General features: G+C 46.4%; 16 protein-coding genes. 8 read left to right on the top strand and 8 right to left on the bottom strand.

All coding sequences use genetic code 11. The features are described from left to right. Window positions 1–145: 145 nt before the first annotated feature. Together ICL07_RS06310 and ICL07_RS06305 are read right to left on the bottom strand one after the other, a co-directional pair. Window positions 146–550 (bottom strand): RidA family protein, encoded by a 405-nt coding sequence (locus ICL07_RS06310; protein ID WP_188087072.1) that lies wholly within the window; start codon window positions 548–550, stop codon window positions 146–148. Between the two features lie 120 nt (window positions 551–670). Beyond that, window positions 671–1,789: a hypothetical protein gene (locus tag ICL07_RS06305; RefSeq protein ID WP_188087071.1), complete on the bottom strand. Its 1,119-nt coding sequence runs from the start codon at window positions 1,787–1,789 to the stop codon at window positions 671–673. 199 nt (window positions 1,790–1,988) lie between these two features. Between ICL07_RS06305 and ICL07_RS06300 the strand changes: the two genes are divergently transcribed. From ICL07_RS06300 to ICL07_RS06270, 7 genes are all read left to right on the top strand, one after another. After that, window positions 1,989–2,714, top strand: coding sequence for a carboxypeptidase-like regulatory domain-containing protein (locus tag ICL07_RS06300; protein ID WP_188087070.1), 726 nt, complete (start codon window positions 1,989–1,991; stop codon window positions 2,712–2,714). 92 nt (window positions 2,715–2,806) lie between these two features. Continuing rightward, complete coding sequence (locus ICL07_RS06295) at window positions 2,807–3,970, top strand: tail fiber protein (protein ID WP_188087069.1); 1,164 nt, start codon at window positions 2,807–2,809, stop codon at window positions 3,968–3,970. A gap of 50 nt (window positions 3,971–4,020) precedes the next feature. After that, window positions 4,021–4,203 carry a hypothetical protein gene (locus ICL07_RS06290; protein WP_188087068.1) on the top strand — a complete coding sequence of 61 codons (183 nt, stop codon included), beginning with the start codon at window positions 4,021–4,023 and terminating at the stop codon, window positions 4,201–4,203. Window positions 4,204–4,262: 59 nt separating this feature from the next. Then, window positions 4,263–4,937, top strand: a complete 675-nt coding sequence (locus ICL07_RS06285) for a hypothetical protein (RefSeq protein WP_188087067.1) — start codon at window positions 4,263–4,265, stop codon at window positions 4,935–4,937. A gap of 85 nt (window positions 4,938–5,022) precedes the next feature. Then, window positions 5,023–5,409: a hypothetical protein gene (locus ICL07_RS06280; RefSeq protein WP_188087066.1), complete on the top strand. Its 387-nt coding sequence runs from the start codon at window positions 5,023–5,025 to the stop codon at window positions 5,407–5,409. Between the two features lie 10 nt (window positions 5,410–5,419). Then, window positions 5,420–5,974, top strand: a complete 555-nt coding sequence (locus tag ICL07_RS06275; protein ID WP_188087065.1) for a hypothetical protein — start codon at window positions 5,420–5,422, stop codon at window positions 5,972–5,974. Window positions 5,975–5,976: 2 nt separating this feature from the next. Beyond that, window positions 5,977–6,684, top strand: coding sequence for a hypothetical protein (locus tag ICL07_RS06270; protein ID WP_188087064.1), 708 nt, complete (start codon window positions 5,977–5,979; stop codon window positions 6,682–6,684). Between the two features lie 3 nt (window positions 6,685–6,687). On the opposite strand, the gene ICL07_RS06265 is transcribed toward ICL07_RS06270, so the two are convergent. Genes ICL07_RS06265 through ICL07_RS06245 form a run of 5 tightly spaced genes read right to left on the bottom strand, consistent with a single transcriptional unit; the run spans window position 6,688 to window position 11,751 of the window. Further along, complete coding sequence (locus ICL07_RS06265; protein ID WP_188087063.1) at window positions 6,688–7,884, bottom strand: hypothetical protein; 1,197 nt, start codon at window positions 7,882–7,884, stop codon at window positions 6,688–6,690. 18 nt (window positions 7,885–7,902) lie between these two features. Next, entirely contained in the window at window positions 7,903–8,799 is an 897-nt protein-coding gene (locus ICL07_RS06260; RefSeq protein WP_188087062.1) for a type 1 glutamine amidotransferase, read from the bottom strand. 44 nt (window positions 8,800–8,843) lie between these two features. Continuing rightward, window positions 8,844–9,944, bottom strand: coding sequence for a carboxylate-amine ligase (locus tag ICL07_RS06255; protein WP_188087061.1), 1,101 nt, complete (start codon window positions 9,942–9,944; stop codon window positions 8,844–8,846). Window positions 9,945–9,992: 48 nt separating this feature from the next. After that, window positions 9,993–11,039: an ATP-grasp domain-containing protein gene (locus ICL07_RS06250; RefSeq protein ID WP_188087060.1), complete on the bottom strand. Its 1,047-nt coding sequence runs from the start codon at window positions 11,037–11,039 to the stop codon at window positions 9,993–9,995. 4 nt (window positions 11,040–11,043) lie between these two features. Then, window positions 11,044–11,751, bottom strand: coding sequence for an esterase family protein (locus ICL07_RS06245; RefSeq protein ID WP_188087059.1), 708 nt, complete (start codon window positions 11,749–11,751; stop codon window positions 11,044–11,046). Between the two features lie 57 nt (window positions 11,752–11,808). Between ICL07_RS06245 and ICL07_RS06240 the strand changes: the two genes are divergently transcribed. Beyond that, window positions 11,809–12,555 carry an alpha/beta hydrolase gene (locus tag ICL07_RS06240; protein ID WP_188087058.1) on the top strand — a complete coding sequence of 249 codons (747 nt, stop codon included), beginning with the start codon at window positions 11,809–11,811 and terminating at the stop codon, window positions 12,553–12,555. 43 nt (window positions 12,556–12,598) lie between these two features. Here the strand turns inward: ICL07_RS06240 and ICL07_RS06235 are convergent, their stop codons facing one another. Continuing rightward, window positions 12,599–13,852 carry a M12 family metallopeptidase gene (locus ICL07_RS06235; protein ID WP_188087057.1) on the bottom strand — a complete coding sequence of 418 codons (1,254 nt, stop codon included), beginning with the start codon at window positions 13,850–13,852 and terminating at the stop codon, window positions 12,599–12,601. Between the last annotated feature and the right edge of the window lie 35 nt (window positions 13,853–13,887).

The raw sequence follows: 13,887 nt of genomic DNA, 5'->3' as shown, positions 1-13,887 counted from the left end.
TATAAGGAGCAAAGCGCGAAGCTTGACAAGGATAGATAAAATGTCATCCTTGTGAAGCTTCGCGCTTTATTATTTTATGGTATTAATCTTCGCTTCCATCTTCGCTAATCAGCGAAATCATTAGTCCAGGCTTCAACCTTGGGAACTATGGGTGATTGTGGGTTTCGTCCGTCACTATCGCCGTAACTTCTATCTCTATCAGATACCCCGGATCTATCAGCTTGCTCACTTCTACCATCGTTGTAGCGGGTTTGATGGCCTTAAAAAACTCGCCATGGGCCCGGCCATATTCTTCCCAGCGGGAAATATCAGTGACAAACATGCGTGTTCTCACGACATCGTGCAGGGAGGCGCCGGCGGAGATGAGGACTGATTCTACCTTCGCCAGGATAAAGCGGGTTTGTTCATAGGCATCACCGGGTGCTACCACTTTATCGTTGTCTGTTGCTACGGTACCGGATATTTCGATGGTGTTGCCTACGCGGACTGCACGGGAATAACCTACTTTGTTTTCCCATTGTGCGCCGGAAGAAAAATGGGTGCGTTTCATAAAAGGTTGTTTTGAAGAAGGTGAGACAAGTCAAAAGTACGTTTTAAAACCCATGGATAGAGGGATTTATGACCGGTGGCGAGGCCATAACGTAGAATTTTAGCAGCCGGATATATTACTTTATACGCCCGGATTACTACTCGCCGTTTGTGGCGGCAGGTTCCGGAACTTCACTACTCTGCCCAGCAGATCGAACCAGAACGGAGCTCCCAGCGATATCGCCAGCGCCGTAATAAACCAGCCAGCCAGTACCAGCCAGCCATTTTTCTGATAGGGATGGGTAAAGCCGCAATGGAGCTGCTTTTTGCCGCCCGTAGTATCGGTTACGCAGTCGCGGCGGATACCCAGCACATTTTTGGCATCGCCGGCATCCTGGCGGAGGATGGCGTATACTCCCAGCAGGGCGGTGTCTTTAAACATCATATTCACGGATGTGTCCTGCCGGAAGTAGCTGCTATCGCGGTGCAGTACATTTTTTCGTAGCAGCGTGTCCGTTAAGGCGGTGTAGGATGGCTCCCGGTTGGCCACCAGTTGGACCATCTGTTGCCGTACGTTTTTATCTTTCATGAGAATACGGGCAATAGCGATGGTATCCACATTAAAAGCGGCGGCAATGCCCAGTCCCAGTATCAGCAGCCATACCTGTGTCTGGCGGCGGTACCAGCCGCTGGCACGGGTCATGGTTTCATTGAACCAGGTTTCCATATTGACGCGGAAGGCCGGTACCTGGTGATGTGCATCCTCAAAGAGATTACGCAGATGGGTGAGCGTATCCGGCGCCAGTTTCAGGGTATTATGGGCCAGGCTTTCCCGGATGGCGGCTGTTTCGGATGGATGGCCTTCCGGTTGCCCGCGCAACAGGTGCACCATCGCCTGGGAAAATATCTGCGGACTGATATAGGCCGGGCGGGCAGAAGCGCTGTTTTCTCCCAAATAACGGATAGAAGGCGACTGGTAAAACTTTTTCAGGAAAGGGCTGTGCTGAAAGGGTGCGAAGAAGTAAACCACACTCCATCCCAGCTCATAAAACCAGTTAAAAAAGGTGAAACGCCCGAAGATACCCAGATCGCTGCTGCGGTCATCATCTTCCAGCAGGCGTCGCAGGGCTTTTGTCAGTACCCGGGCCCGGGCGTTGAATAGCCGGGCAACCAGTTCCTGTACAATGGAGGCTAACAAGCTGTATAACAGATAAATAAATATCAGTCCCAGTGCCACATCGATGGCCAGATTACTAAACATAGGATAGCAATTGTGTTGACATATTGATATAAAGTTAGATATTTATTGTAAAGGTAGGATGGGGTAACGCAGTGTATTTGTGCATAGGTATCTTCCGGAAAAAATAAATCTGAAAGGGTTTTGGCAGGCATCAGCAAAAGGTGCATTTATTCAAAAAAAAACGTAAAATTGCGGTCATAAGTGTTGTTAATCCCGTTTCATGAAAAGTTTAACCTATCGATTGTCAATCAAAAATCCTTGTCAGAAAAAGGATTGGGCCAATATGGAGGATGCAGAAAAAGGAAAGTTCTGTTCCGTTTGCGCCAGGCATGTTTTTGATTTTGCGTCATGGACTGACGACGAAATTATTCACTTTATCAATCATACCGATCAGGCTGTTTGTGCCAGGATGAGCCATGAGCAAATGAACAGGGCGCTTTCAGTACATCCGCAACAGGATACAAAACGCTGGCATAAAATAGCAGCAGCAGGATTATTATTGCTGACTACCACCACCCTCCTGTATGCAAAAGAAAAGCCGGCTGAAGGTATGGCCCAATATCAACTACAAGATCACTTTGGGACGGAGGGGGCCACCTTTCCTAAGCAGGATAGTATTAAAAACAAGATAAAAGGGAAGCTGGTGGAAGAACGTTCCGGTCGCCCTATCGCCGGAATGAACATCGTATTGAAAGGCACCCGTGTGTCGGCAGAAACCGACTCACTAGGCAATTTTAGTATCATTGTTCCGGATAATTTTCCCGGTAATGAAATAGTTTTAGTTGTAGATGGTGCATACGGCTTTGAAGGACAAACCCAAAAAACTGTTTATAAAAAAGAATTGCCTATAACAGGATTGGTCATCAAAAAACCGGATGTAATGGTTGGAGAGATAGAGATTATCCCCGCTACGCCCAAAAAATCGCGACCTTCCAGGAAACATTGATAAGCAGCGTGTGTGAATTTTTATGTTTCCTGTTATTTGAAAATTTATGTAGGTTAACCGTTTATTCCGATATACCATTTAACGATATACTTATGAAAGTAGTACACCTATTAAGCTGTTGGCTGATTTTATTGTTTTTTATTTACCCGTTCGCCTCACAGGCGCAAACGGAGGTTCCCTGGAAATTTATAGGACCCACACAGGTAGAAGGTGGTAACTTTGATTTCTACTACTATAAAATAGCTCAGATAAATGCTCCGGGTCATAGATATGGTTCTATGATAGAGCTATCTATTCAGGGAGATGCCAATTATTTTGTATCTCAGGGAACTTACCTGATCCGGATTGATAAATGGGATAATACCCCCGACAGATTTGATGGAATGGAAATTCGTTGCACTTCCGGTAATCCAATTGCGGCTACATTTTACGTGTTTAACAATGCACTTTGGGTGAAATCGAATTACAAATGGGGAGGTGTGTATATAAAGGCAGTTCATATGATTTATAGTCCGGTACCGGAAGATGGTACCTTTGGTCAAACCACTACGGCGCCGACCGGCTTTCTGGCTACCACCGCTGATTATGGGCTGAAATGTGATTTTGATGGCAATCGTTTCTTTAAACTTCCTTTCACGGATGTAGTAGGTGTTACTTACAATGCTGGAGGACTTTCGCTGGGTGTAGCGACCAATAATGGTGTACTGAATGTTAATGGAACGGGAAGGCCTAATGCAGACTATATTTTTGTCACCAGGGATTCGACTTCTTCCCAATGTGATATATTTTCGAATTATAGCGGGGGAACAGATACACAGAATGGTATACTTGGTTATGGGGCCCGGCCTATGAGTAAGGCCTGGCAGATTTGGGAAAAAGGGTATCATGCTGGCTGGGAAAACCTCTTCCATGTTGGTGTGGACGGTAACGTAGGCATCGGTACCATCAATCCCCAGGCAAAGCTGGCGGTAAAAGGCAGCGTCCTTGCCCAAAGAGTAAAAGTAAGTACCACCGCAGATTCCTGGCCCGACTATGTTTTCAATAAAAACTATGCACTGCCTTCTCTACAGGAAGTAGAAAACTATATTGAAAAATATCAGCACCTGCCGGGGATACCAGCTGCAGCGGAGGTAGCTAAGGATGGCCATGACCTGGGAGAAATGAACAAACAACTATTGCAGAAAGTAGAAGAGCTGACGCTGTATATCATCGATCTGCAAAAAAGGATCGTTGCACTGGAACAACAGAAAAAATAACATACATCTTTATTAATTAAAAACACAAACCATTAACCAAACGAAAAACTATGGGAGTTAATTACCTGGTATTAGCCTTCACCGGAATCTATTTAGCCGGCACCTTCGGGTATTACAAATACGCTATGAAAAAAGGTATCGAGTTCAGGTACAGGCCCATTCAGTTACTGGCTGTAGCGGTACTGTTTCTGTTCGCCCTGTATGGCATTATTGTAGGGAAACAATTTTTTTAGCATCGTACAACTGCCTGTTTTACACAGGCAGTTGTATTCCCCCTAAATTATAAATGCTGATGGCGGCACAATCTATCTACCCCCTGTTGGGTGTGTTCATTAGTACACTTCTGATTTTTGGGGTGTTGTTTTTAAGAAAACGGAAAAAAGCCCGTCCTGTATTTGGACCCAGAGAAGATTACCAGGCATGGCAGCAGGAATTTGATACCGATATGGAAAGAGTAACCAAAGCAGACATAAGGGAATTGATGTCCCAAATAAATTTACCGCCCTCTGTTTTTGATCTGTTCGATGAAAAATGCACCGATGCCGTTATGCAAAAACATCGGCTGGATAAGGATTATACTTATCCCTACAGTATTATCGATCTGAAAAAAAATGAGCAGGATGCATATCATATCGACCGGTATAAACCCATTCTGGCCTATGCGCATGCCACCATCTTTGCCTACGATACATTGAAGGGAGGTTTCACTACCTATTATATCGAAGGAGACGTGGATGTCGACGGGGAATGTTTTACCTGGGATGGCCTTTTCTGCCAGGAAATTTTAAGATGGTGGGAATATGAAATACCGGATGAAGATATATTGTATATCGGTGAGTACTTTGGGTTGAAACATACCAGCCAGATATTAGACAGTATCAATGCTGCGCAAGGCTTTTCAAGCGAAGAACAGCGAATCCGGTGGAAAAATGAGACCTTAATTAAAATAAATGGCATCATTAAATAATCTATTAACAATATTGCTGAACCAGGCTGCAGGCGGGTATTTATTGGATACCGTCAACCGGTAGGAGGATAATTTTTTAATAGCCATGCTTTTAATAGGGGCGCTGGTTTTCGTCATTGTAGCGGTCATCGGTATTGTACTGGCGTTACTTTTTGTGTCGATGGTGATCCTGTTAATCAGTGGGGGGATTATCTCCGCTTCAGTATTGGTTGGCCTGCAACAAAAGTCGGTCAGTAAAGGATTTAAGGCCTTTTTACTGTCTGTTTCGATTGTAGGGAGTACGATCGTTTCCGTTGTCTTTTTTCTGTTTATCAATACGGTAGCGGAATGGAAGCAATTAAACGGCTCCATCCTGGGAGGTGTGGCTTTCGGTATCGGATCAGGATGGGTATTAGGTTTAGTGATGTTTGCGGCGGCAAAAAAACTGGTGTTGTTCCTGAAAAGTAAATACAACCATAAAATGATTAATTGATGTTACCCTGATGAGATTTGTAAGACTAACCATATTACCCCTGCTCCTGGTTTGTTGCAGGGAGCATAAGCCAGCCGTCGTTCAAAAAGCGGAAGTATTACCCGTAAAAAAAGAAGTACAGGATATCCCGCCAGCCTTTGATCCCAATCAATTCCAGACGGAGGCGGGAATACCGATACCAGGAGAACCACCCATACCGCCGGTACCACTTCCGCCACCTACCACAAATAGCTGTTTTGATCCCAATTTGACGATCGCCTCCGCTGTGGATCTCATTCATTCAGGTGTGGAGAATACCCAATGGTTTATAGTGGAGAATAAGGAAGTCGGTTATCTGAAAAGCACTTTCGACTTAACCGATACCATCCTGATTAAAAATGAACTGCTGCAATCCGGATGGATACTCACAGATAGCGTATATACGAGCATCGGTAATGAAAATAGGATTTCACTAAAAATGCAAAAGGATAGCAGGGTTTGTAATATCCGTAAAAGCCTTTACGTGGCCGGAGACCAAACAAACAATAGCATACAGGAATGGTTTGAAATAAGAAAAACCCATTAGTTATGACCGTAGATATTGAAATAAACAGCGCGAAAGATATCGATGTTTTAAAGACCCATCCCATCGATGAAATTGACAGGTTAAACCTGTACATCTATAGCAGTATTTCCCTGAAATTTTTGCAGCAGCTGAAGCACTTGAAAAGTCTGATGGTTTCGGGAGCTGTCAAGGATTTATCGCCTATATCGCAATGTACATCACTGGAAGAACTGACAATTAGCTGCAAAGGAGCTATTAATACATTGGACTTTATCCGGGACCTTTCTTTGGTTTCACTCAGACTGGAGGGGTTTACTTCCAAAATTGACAATCTGACTGTTCCTTATTTGCCATCCTTAAAAAACATAGAAATATCGGCGGTGTCCAAAATCAATGACCTGGCCTTTTTAGGTGGTTTTTCAAATATTGAAAGGATTGTTTTATTTGAACTTAATTCCACGGCACTGTTTGATTTTTCTGCATTAAACCGGTTAAAAGAATTAAGGCTGACTAATATGTTTCACTTGAAGGATCTGTCTGAACTGGTCACAATAAAGCAGCTTGATAAGCTCTGCCTTCATGAGTTTTATATCAACAAGAAAATCAAACATGATAAAAAAGCCGCATTGCTTAAAGTTATGCCGGATTTAAAACAGGTTGATGCAATAGAACTGAGTATTAACAGTGAAAAGTTTGATAAAGCTGCTCTGTTGCACGAGCTGAATAAATGAGTGTTAAGCAAACTCAAAAAAACAGCAGCTGCCGCCTACCCAGGTATCTGTACTGTTAAAACCTACCCCGATCATCTTCCCTTTACTGATTCTGGACAGATTATGCACTAAAATAGGTCGTGGAGAGCTGTCCGGCCAGATATACATCATGCGGATTTCGCAAATAGCCGGACCGGTAGGCGTTTGTATGGCAGGGGCATATTTTACTTTGTGTTGCAGTATCCAGTTTTCCGGGTCTTTAATTTTATCGATATCTTCCTGGGTGACGTCGATGATCACACCCTGACCGCCAAAGGAGAACAGGGGTTTCAGCACGTAGTTTTCCAGGTCGGTAGGTAATACCGGTATTTCGTGCAGGAACCAGCTTTTAGGCACAAATTCGCTGTGAATAAAAGGCATGGTGTATTTGCTGATACGGTAAAACCAGTTGGGGTGCGTGATCCATTCCACATCGAGGTCCTGGAAGAGGTTTACATGTGGTTCCAGGTGACCGGCTTGTTTTTGCAGGTCATCGAAAATGATGCGGTTATAAATACGCTGGATGGGTGTTTTAACGCCATCACGCATGTAGAAAAGCTTTTTGCCTTCCTGTATCAGCCGGGTGAGGCATACCGTGCGGATACCGATATATTTTTCCGTGCTGTGGAAATCGATGCGTGTTTTTTGTTCTTCCGGTTTAATCTCCAGTAATACTACTTCTTCCGGTGGCAGATCGCCTACGATCACATCGCGTAACAGCTGATAGTAGGCCTTTTCATCGATGCCGTTGAAAAAATTGTTTAGCTGACCGGGGATATTGAAGTGGTTTTTAAACTGCCGTGCCATCACATCCTGGAAGGCGTACATGGTAGGGAAGCCCTGCAATTCAATAAGTTGGGGGGATAATGCGCCTGCTTCATCACGGCATACGGCAAAATCGATAACGATGAAGTGCGGATGTTCATTTTCATGCGGCACTTTCAGTTCAGCGGGAATGGCGTCTTGTGTAATCGATTTAAAGTCGGGCCGCAGGATCACATTGACGATTTCTTCACAGGCCTGTATCAATTTGTTGGTCAGGTCGGCGGGTACAAATACCGGTGTTTCAGCTACGCGGAAAGCGGGTGCCATTCCGGCGTCCTGAGCAATGCCTTCCAGGAAATGCTGGTAGCGGGTGTCTGTAAACTGTTGATTATAGGCCTTTCTGACTTCGGGTATCATAATATTGGAATAAACGGATTAGAAAAAGGTGTTTTGATCGTCGTTATGGGCGGGTACTTCTTCCAGGTGCACAATAGCGGCGAGTCTGTCTGTCAGTTCTCCATAAACGGCATAATCCAGGAAAGTGGTGATAAACCGGTCATGTGTCAGCATAATTTTATCCGGATCGGTCAGTTGTTCCAGCATGCTGTTATATTTTTCTATGCCGTGATGATCCACCACCTGTTTTTTCTTTTCTTCCTGGAGTAGGTACATGTGCATACCGTCCGCATCTGCTTCGGGATGAAACTGGGTACCGATAAAATGATCATTGAAACGAATGGCCATGGTAGCGCGTTCCAGCGGTACATGCGGCCTTTCTTTTTCCAGGGCCAGTACCTGTCCGCCCATGGCGTGGATACGTTCATGGTCCAGTTCTATTACCTGCCAGTTACGGCTGTCTACGATAAAGAAGGGATCGGGTAGTGCGCTGAATACTTTCTCACTAAGGCCGGCGGCGGTTTTATGTACCGGAAATACGCCAAAGGCGGGTGATTTACGTTTGCACACATTCCCCAGCCGGTAATAGCGGCACATGATCTGGTAGGAGTGACAGATAAAAAAAGCGGGTTTTTTCTGTTCCTGCGTGCGGTTCCATTCCAGCAGATCTTCTATCAGGGCGAAATATTTTTGTTCCCAGGCGCTGCCTTCGCTGTCTACAGGGCTACCGGGGCCGCCGGTAGAGATATAGAGATCGTAGGAGGTATCAGGCACCTGTTGTTGCAGTCTGACTTCAAATTCATCGAATTGCAGGTCCAGTGCGTGCATCGCTGCATATTGCACCAGTATTTCCCGGATACAGCGCATGCCCTCATTGGCCACCCCCTCATACATATCCAGCACTGCTACTTTCCACTTGTTTTTGATTGGATGCATACTGCAAAATTACGAATTACGGCCGTGTAATCCGCCATTCCGGCTCAGCAGTTCTTCAGAAACTGGCCGTGGATGTAATCTGTTACGGCTACGAGGTCCTGGGTTTGTTCGTATACTTTCAGCTGTCTGTCCGCTCCGGTACCGTGTTCCAGGATGGCGGCGGTAGCGTTCACGGCGTCACGGCTGTCCAGGTCATCCACTACGTCGTCAATAAAATCGAGTAATTCGTATATGAGTGACCGTGTGTTGACTTCCATTTCTTTCCCGAAATCGATGAGGTTACCATCGATACCATAACGGGAGGCGCGCCATTTGTTTTCGTTGACAAGGGCCCGGTTGTAGATGATGAAGTTGAGATTCTGCATCCGCAGCTTGTAAATTTTGGCGCATACGGCCTGGAAGAGGGCTGCCAGGGTAATGGTATCATCAACGGTCATCGGCACATCGCAGATGCGGAATTCCACAGTGTTGAAGAACGGATGTACCCGCAGGTCCCACCATACCTTTTTGGCATTGTCGATACAGTTGGTCTTCACCAGCAGTTTGATATAGTTATCGTATTCCTCTATACTGGCAAAATAATCGGGGATGCCGGTACGGGGGAATTTATCAAAAACCTTGGTTCGGAAGGATTTGAAGCCGGTATTACGGCCTTCCCAGAAGGGGGAGTTGGTACTGAGCGCAAAAATATGCGGCAGAAAATAACGGACAGAGTTGGCGATATGCAGGGCCATTTCCCGGTTTTCCATGCCCACGTGCACATGCAGGCCAAAGATCAGGTTAGACCTGGCAGCGTCCTGCATTTCGTTGACGATCTCAAAATAACGGGGATGGTCGGTGATGAGTTGTTTTTCCCATTTACTGAAAGGGTGCGTGCCGGAAGCGCCGATGCTAAAGCCCAGATCGCCGGCTATTTGTGTGATGGTGCGGCGTAACAGGGCCACATCTTCGCGTGCTTCGTGGATATTGGCACATATCTGTGTGCCTACTTCCACTACCGCCTGATGAAATTCAGCTTTTACCTGGTCACGGATCACTTTATGTGCCTGCTCTACAATCTTTTGTTCATGGGACCGGAGTTCCCGGGTACCGGGGTCCATGACCATGTATTCTTCTTCAATACCCAGCGTAAACGCTTTGAACATGATTAAAATTTTCCCGAAATTACGAATTACGCATTAGGAAAGGCTATCTCATAGTTTTTCTTTCGATTTTGTTTTTTTGGGAGATGCCGGCGTTTTGCCCGCTTTTTTGGGAGATGTCGTTTTTTCTTTTACCACCGTGGTTTTAGCGGCTGCTTTTTTGCCGCTGCCCGGGCGGATGAAACGCCCCCAGGTAAGATTGTCTTTTCCCGGTTTCTGGGCAATAGCGCGCTCAATAGCATATTGGGCGCTGGTTTCCACCACCCATTCAAAATGTTCTTCACCGATAGCGTTGATATCGGCATCCGGAGCGGGATTGCAGAAGTCGATGGCATAAGGCACTTCCCCGCGAACGGCTATTTCCACAGTGTTAAAATCATATCCCAGGTACTGGTTCAGGGCTATTACCTGGTCTGTGATCTGTTGCATCAGGGTGTCGCTGCCTTTGAAATCGGACTGGTAGCGCAGTTGCGGGGCATTTTTAGGATTATACGGCATAATCCGCACCTGGTTGCCGCCGATACAGAAACAACGATAGTATTGGGTGAAATCTATTTCTTCCTGCAACATCATCACCAGTTGACCGGTTTCGCCATGCAACCGGAAAAAATCATCCTTGTCTTCCACATGGTATACATGTTTCCAGCCACCGCCGGCAAAGGGTTTCATATAGGCCGGAAAGCCGATATAGTCGAAGATGGTGTTCCAGTCGAACGGATAAATCAGGTTACGGAAAGATTTATCGGTGGTATTGTCCGGCAGTGAATAGGAAGGCAGCAGTACCGTGCGGGGTACGTTGACGCCTATCTTTTGTGCCAGGGCATTGTTAAAAAACTTATCGTCTGCACTCCACCAGAACGGATTGTTGATAACGGCGCAGCCGGCGGTGGCGGCATTTTTCAGGAAAGCGCGGTAGAAAGGCACATCCTGGGATATGCGGTCTAAGATAACGGCATACCCGCTATCGGCGCCTTGCAGTACTTTGTCGATGGTGACAAATTCTGCGAAGATGCCGGGAGGATTGATGCGGTTAACGCGGTCTACAAACGCTTGCGGAAATGAGTTCTCCTGTCCGAATAAAATGCCGATTTTTTTCATACGTTTATTTGATAAGTGACAGATAGTGTGGCAGCATTTCGCGCCAAACGGGCCAGTCATGCTGCGTTTGCGGCCTGATGTCCAGCCAGTGCGAAATATTTTTGGCAGCCAGTAGTTGTGAAAATTGTTCGTTTTGCGGACGGGTAACGTCCGTTTCGGCAGCGCCAAGTACGATGCCCATCCGCCACAGATCAGGGTCCTGGTTGTCCGGCATGAAGTCGGCCGGGTTGTTGTAATACACCTGATCGTCATAATAGCCGTCCATCCGCGATTTGATATCGAAGACACCGCTGAGGCTGAAGAGATACGACACACTGGCAGGGTGGCGGAAAGCGAAGTTGGCCGCATGATAACCCCCGAAGCTGCAACCGGCGGCTACAATCCGCTGCCGGCCTGTTTCTGCCTCCATACGGGGGAGGATTTCTTCCATCAGCAGTTTATCATAACAGGTATGATTATACGCCCGGTATTGTGGGGTAATACTCCGGTTATACCAGCTGGCGGCATCGATACTGTCGGGGCAATACACCTTAACACGTCCTTCATCGATAAACCATCGGATGGCGTCTATCAGGCCGCGGTCTTTGCTTTCATAGTAGCGGCCCATGGAAGTAGGGAAGAGTAGTAACGGGTATCCGCTGTCACCGAATACCAGCATCTCAAATTCCTTTCCCAGGTTGGGCGAATGCCATTTATAGTAGTTTTCAGTCATGGGAAAGTGTTTAGCTAAATTTAAAAAAGATTATTGGTTTATCGGTAAATTGTTGACATGCAAGTGGATCAATTAACATTCCCTGCGGTGACATTGCACCGGGAAGTCGTGCTGGACCTGTACCGGCAATCAAATACCCCTGGGGTACTGTTGCTGGTCAATGACGGGCAGGATCTACCGCCTTTACCGGCATCGCTGCCGCCAGGCTTATGGATAGCCGCTATCCATGCCGGGCCGCGCCGCCGCCAGGAGTATGGGGTGGCCGGCATAGCGGATTATCAGGGGGACGGTGCATTGGCGGCGGTATACACTCAGTGCGTGATAAAGGAACTGCTGCCCTTCCTGGAACAGCGTTATCCTGCGCTGGCACAGGTGCGCAGGGCGTTTGCCGGGTTTTCGCTGGGAGGGCTGTCGGCGTTGGACATCGTATGGCAACATCCGCAGTATTTCCAGCTGGCCGGCGTGTTTTCCGGCGCTTTATGGTGGCGTAGCCGCCCGCTGGATGCCGCCTACCGCGATGAGCGCGATCGTATCATGCACCGTCGTATCCGGGAAAGCGCTTACCGGCCGGGGTTACAGTTCTTTTTTGAATGCGGTACCGCCGATGAAACGGCGGACCGTAATGGGAACGGGGTGATTGATAGTATTGATGACACGCTTGACCTGATACAGTTATTGAAGGATAAGGGATACCGGGAGCCGGAGGATATTGCATACCTGGAGATAGCCGGGGGGCGGCATGATCAGGAGACGTGGGGGAGGGCGATGGGGGTGTTTTTGGGGATGGAATTTTTTAGATCATAAATAGAAACGGAGGGTACCTGGTTTAAAGGTACCCTCTTGGTTACTATTGATTATAGAGTTTATAACCTACACCAGCTCTAACGCTGACATAAGTTGCTTCATATCTATAAATGTTGGCGCCATCATATATTTTAATGACTTTATTATAGGAAGATAAAATACCCGTGGAGTGGGTGTTGGGGGGTATCGTTACTGTTTTGTAAGAAGTGTATGAACTGACAGTCCCATTCGTACTGTAGACATCTTCCTGGATTGCACAGTTTACCTTGACTGGAAAAGGGCTGGTAGTGGGGATTGTACATGCCCGGTCCGAGTACAAACTGGCACTCGCATTTCCTACAATGTACTCATCAGGGTAGCTAGACATGTCGTTATCATCATCTTCAACGCTTACATATACTGTGGGTGCATACAGGTATTTAGCGGCGTCAATATCACCTTGTGAAAGATAGAAATTACTGAAAAATTCGCTTCCATCTTTCTTTGTCATAGTGAGAATGTTGGTGTTATAGACGAAGTCAGTATCCGTTATTTTGGATCCGTATAGCATAATGGAATAGAAGTCAAAAGTGCCAAGATCTATACCAGCCTCTCCGGTTTCTGCGTAGTTTTTAAAATTAAATGCTTTGTCAGGTTTTATATTACTCCAATTGATATTAATGTAATTATCCCGGTCTACCCTGGATTGTTCATGAAACATGCCGATAGCGTGACCTATTTCGTGTTTGGCAGTGGTTGCCGGAAAATCACTACCGAGGTATAGGTTGATAATCTGTTTACCTCCCGTACGGCCAATATGGGAACTGCTTTCAACCGTGGAGCCGGTAAACTCTACATAATCCGCATGGCTGCTATTTTTGGGAACAAACTTTACTGGCGTATAAGCTTCCCATTCCTGCATGGCTTGTTGAATGGCTGAGGAAAAGCCGCTGGCACTGGAGGCGATAGTGTAGGGGACAATGCTGGAGGGCCAAAGTTTGACCAGCTCCGTTGTAACTGCCCGGGCATTGTCTAATGGTTCGTTTTTTAGATGCTGCACCTGAGCTTCTGTCAATATTATATCTCCCTCCAGGCGATATCCGTTAGTCTCTTTCTCAAGATACAAGTTGTTTTTGTCGTTTTTTATGTGCACAATCTCGCCTGGCACATGATTAACCGGGAAGTAGGAGATGACAGGTTGCTGGCTCGAAGGCACCGATGTAGTGGGTGTTTGAGTTTGAGTTGCTGTGTCCGTTTTTTTGCAACTTGCAAAAATAAGGCACAGGACTGCTGCTACAAGTACTGTTTGTGGTTTCATTTGATAGATTTTTTATTTGAGGATATTAAAACAAA

Source organism: Chitinophaga qingshengii (genome assembly GCF_014529935.1).
GTDB lineage: Bacteria > Bacteroidota > Bacteroidia > Chitinophagales > Chitinophagaceae > Chitinophaga > Chitinophaga qingshengii.
The sequence above is the reverse complement of the archived record's forward strand: the minus strand, read 5'-3'. Positions and strand labels throughout refer to the sequence as shown.

Coding starts and splice junctions, on each gene's coding strand:
- ICL07_RS06310 (WP_188087072.1), bottom strand. CDS start 550: ATGAAACGCACCCATTTTTCTTCCGGCGCACAATGGGAAAACAAAGTA.
- ICL07_RS06305 (WP_188087071.1), bottom strand. CDS start 1,789: ATGTTTAGTAATCTGGCCATCGATGTGGCACTGGGACTGATATTTATT.
- ICL07_RS06300 (WP_188087070.1), top strand. CDS start 1,989: ATGAAAAGTTTAACCTATCGATTGTCAATCAAAAATCCTTGTCAGAAA.
- ICL07_RS06295 (WP_188087069.1), top strand. CDS start 2,807: ATGAAAGTAGTACACCTATTAAGCTGTTGGCTGATTTTATTGTTTTTT.
- ICL07_RS06290 (WP_188087068.1), top strand. CDS start 4,021: ATGGGAGTTAATTACCTGGTATTAGCCTTCACCGGAATCTATTTAGCC.
- ICL07_RS06285 (WP_188087067.1), top strand. CDS start 4,263: ATGGCGGCACAATCTATCTACCCCCTGTTGGGTGTGTTCATTAGTACA.
- ICL07_RS06280 (WP_188087066.1), top strand. CDS start 5,023: ATGCTTTTAATAGGGGCGCTGGTTTTCGTCATTGTAGCGGTCATCGGT.
- ICL07_RS06275 (WP_188087065.1), top strand. CDS start 5,420: ATGAGATTTGTAAGACTAACCATATTACCCCTGCTCCTGGTTTGTTGC.
- ICL07_RS06270 (WP_188087064.1), top strand. CDS start 5,977: ATGACCGTAGATATTGAAATAAACAGCGCGAAAGATATCGATGTTTTA.
- ICL07_RS06265 (WP_188087063.1), bottom strand. CDS start 7,884: ATGATACCCGAAGTCAGAAAGGCCTATAATCAACAGTTTACAGACACC.
- ICL07_RS06260 (WP_188087062.1), bottom strand. CDS start 8,799: ATGCATCCAATCAAAAACAAGTGGAAAGTAGCAGTGCTGGATATGTAT.
- ICL07_RS06255 (WP_188087061.1), bottom strand. CDS start 9,944: ATGTTCAAAGCGTTTACGCTGGGTATTGAAGAAGAATACATGGTCATG.
- ICL07_RS06250 (WP_188087060.1), bottom strand. CDS start 11,039: ATGAAAAAAATCGGCATTTTATTCGGACAGGAGAACTCATTTCCGCAA.
- ICL07_RS06245 (WP_188087059.1), bottom strand. CDS start 11,751: ATGACTGAAAACTACTATAAATGGCATTCGCCCAACCTGGGAAAGGAA.
- ICL07_RS06240 (WP_188087058.1), top strand. CDS start 11,809: ATGCAAGTGGATCAATTAACATTCCCTGCGGTGACATTGCACCGGGAA.
- ICL07_RS06235 (WP_188087057.1), bottom strand. CDS start 13,852: ATGAAACCACAAACAGTACTTGTAGCAGCAGTCCTGTGCCTTATTTTT.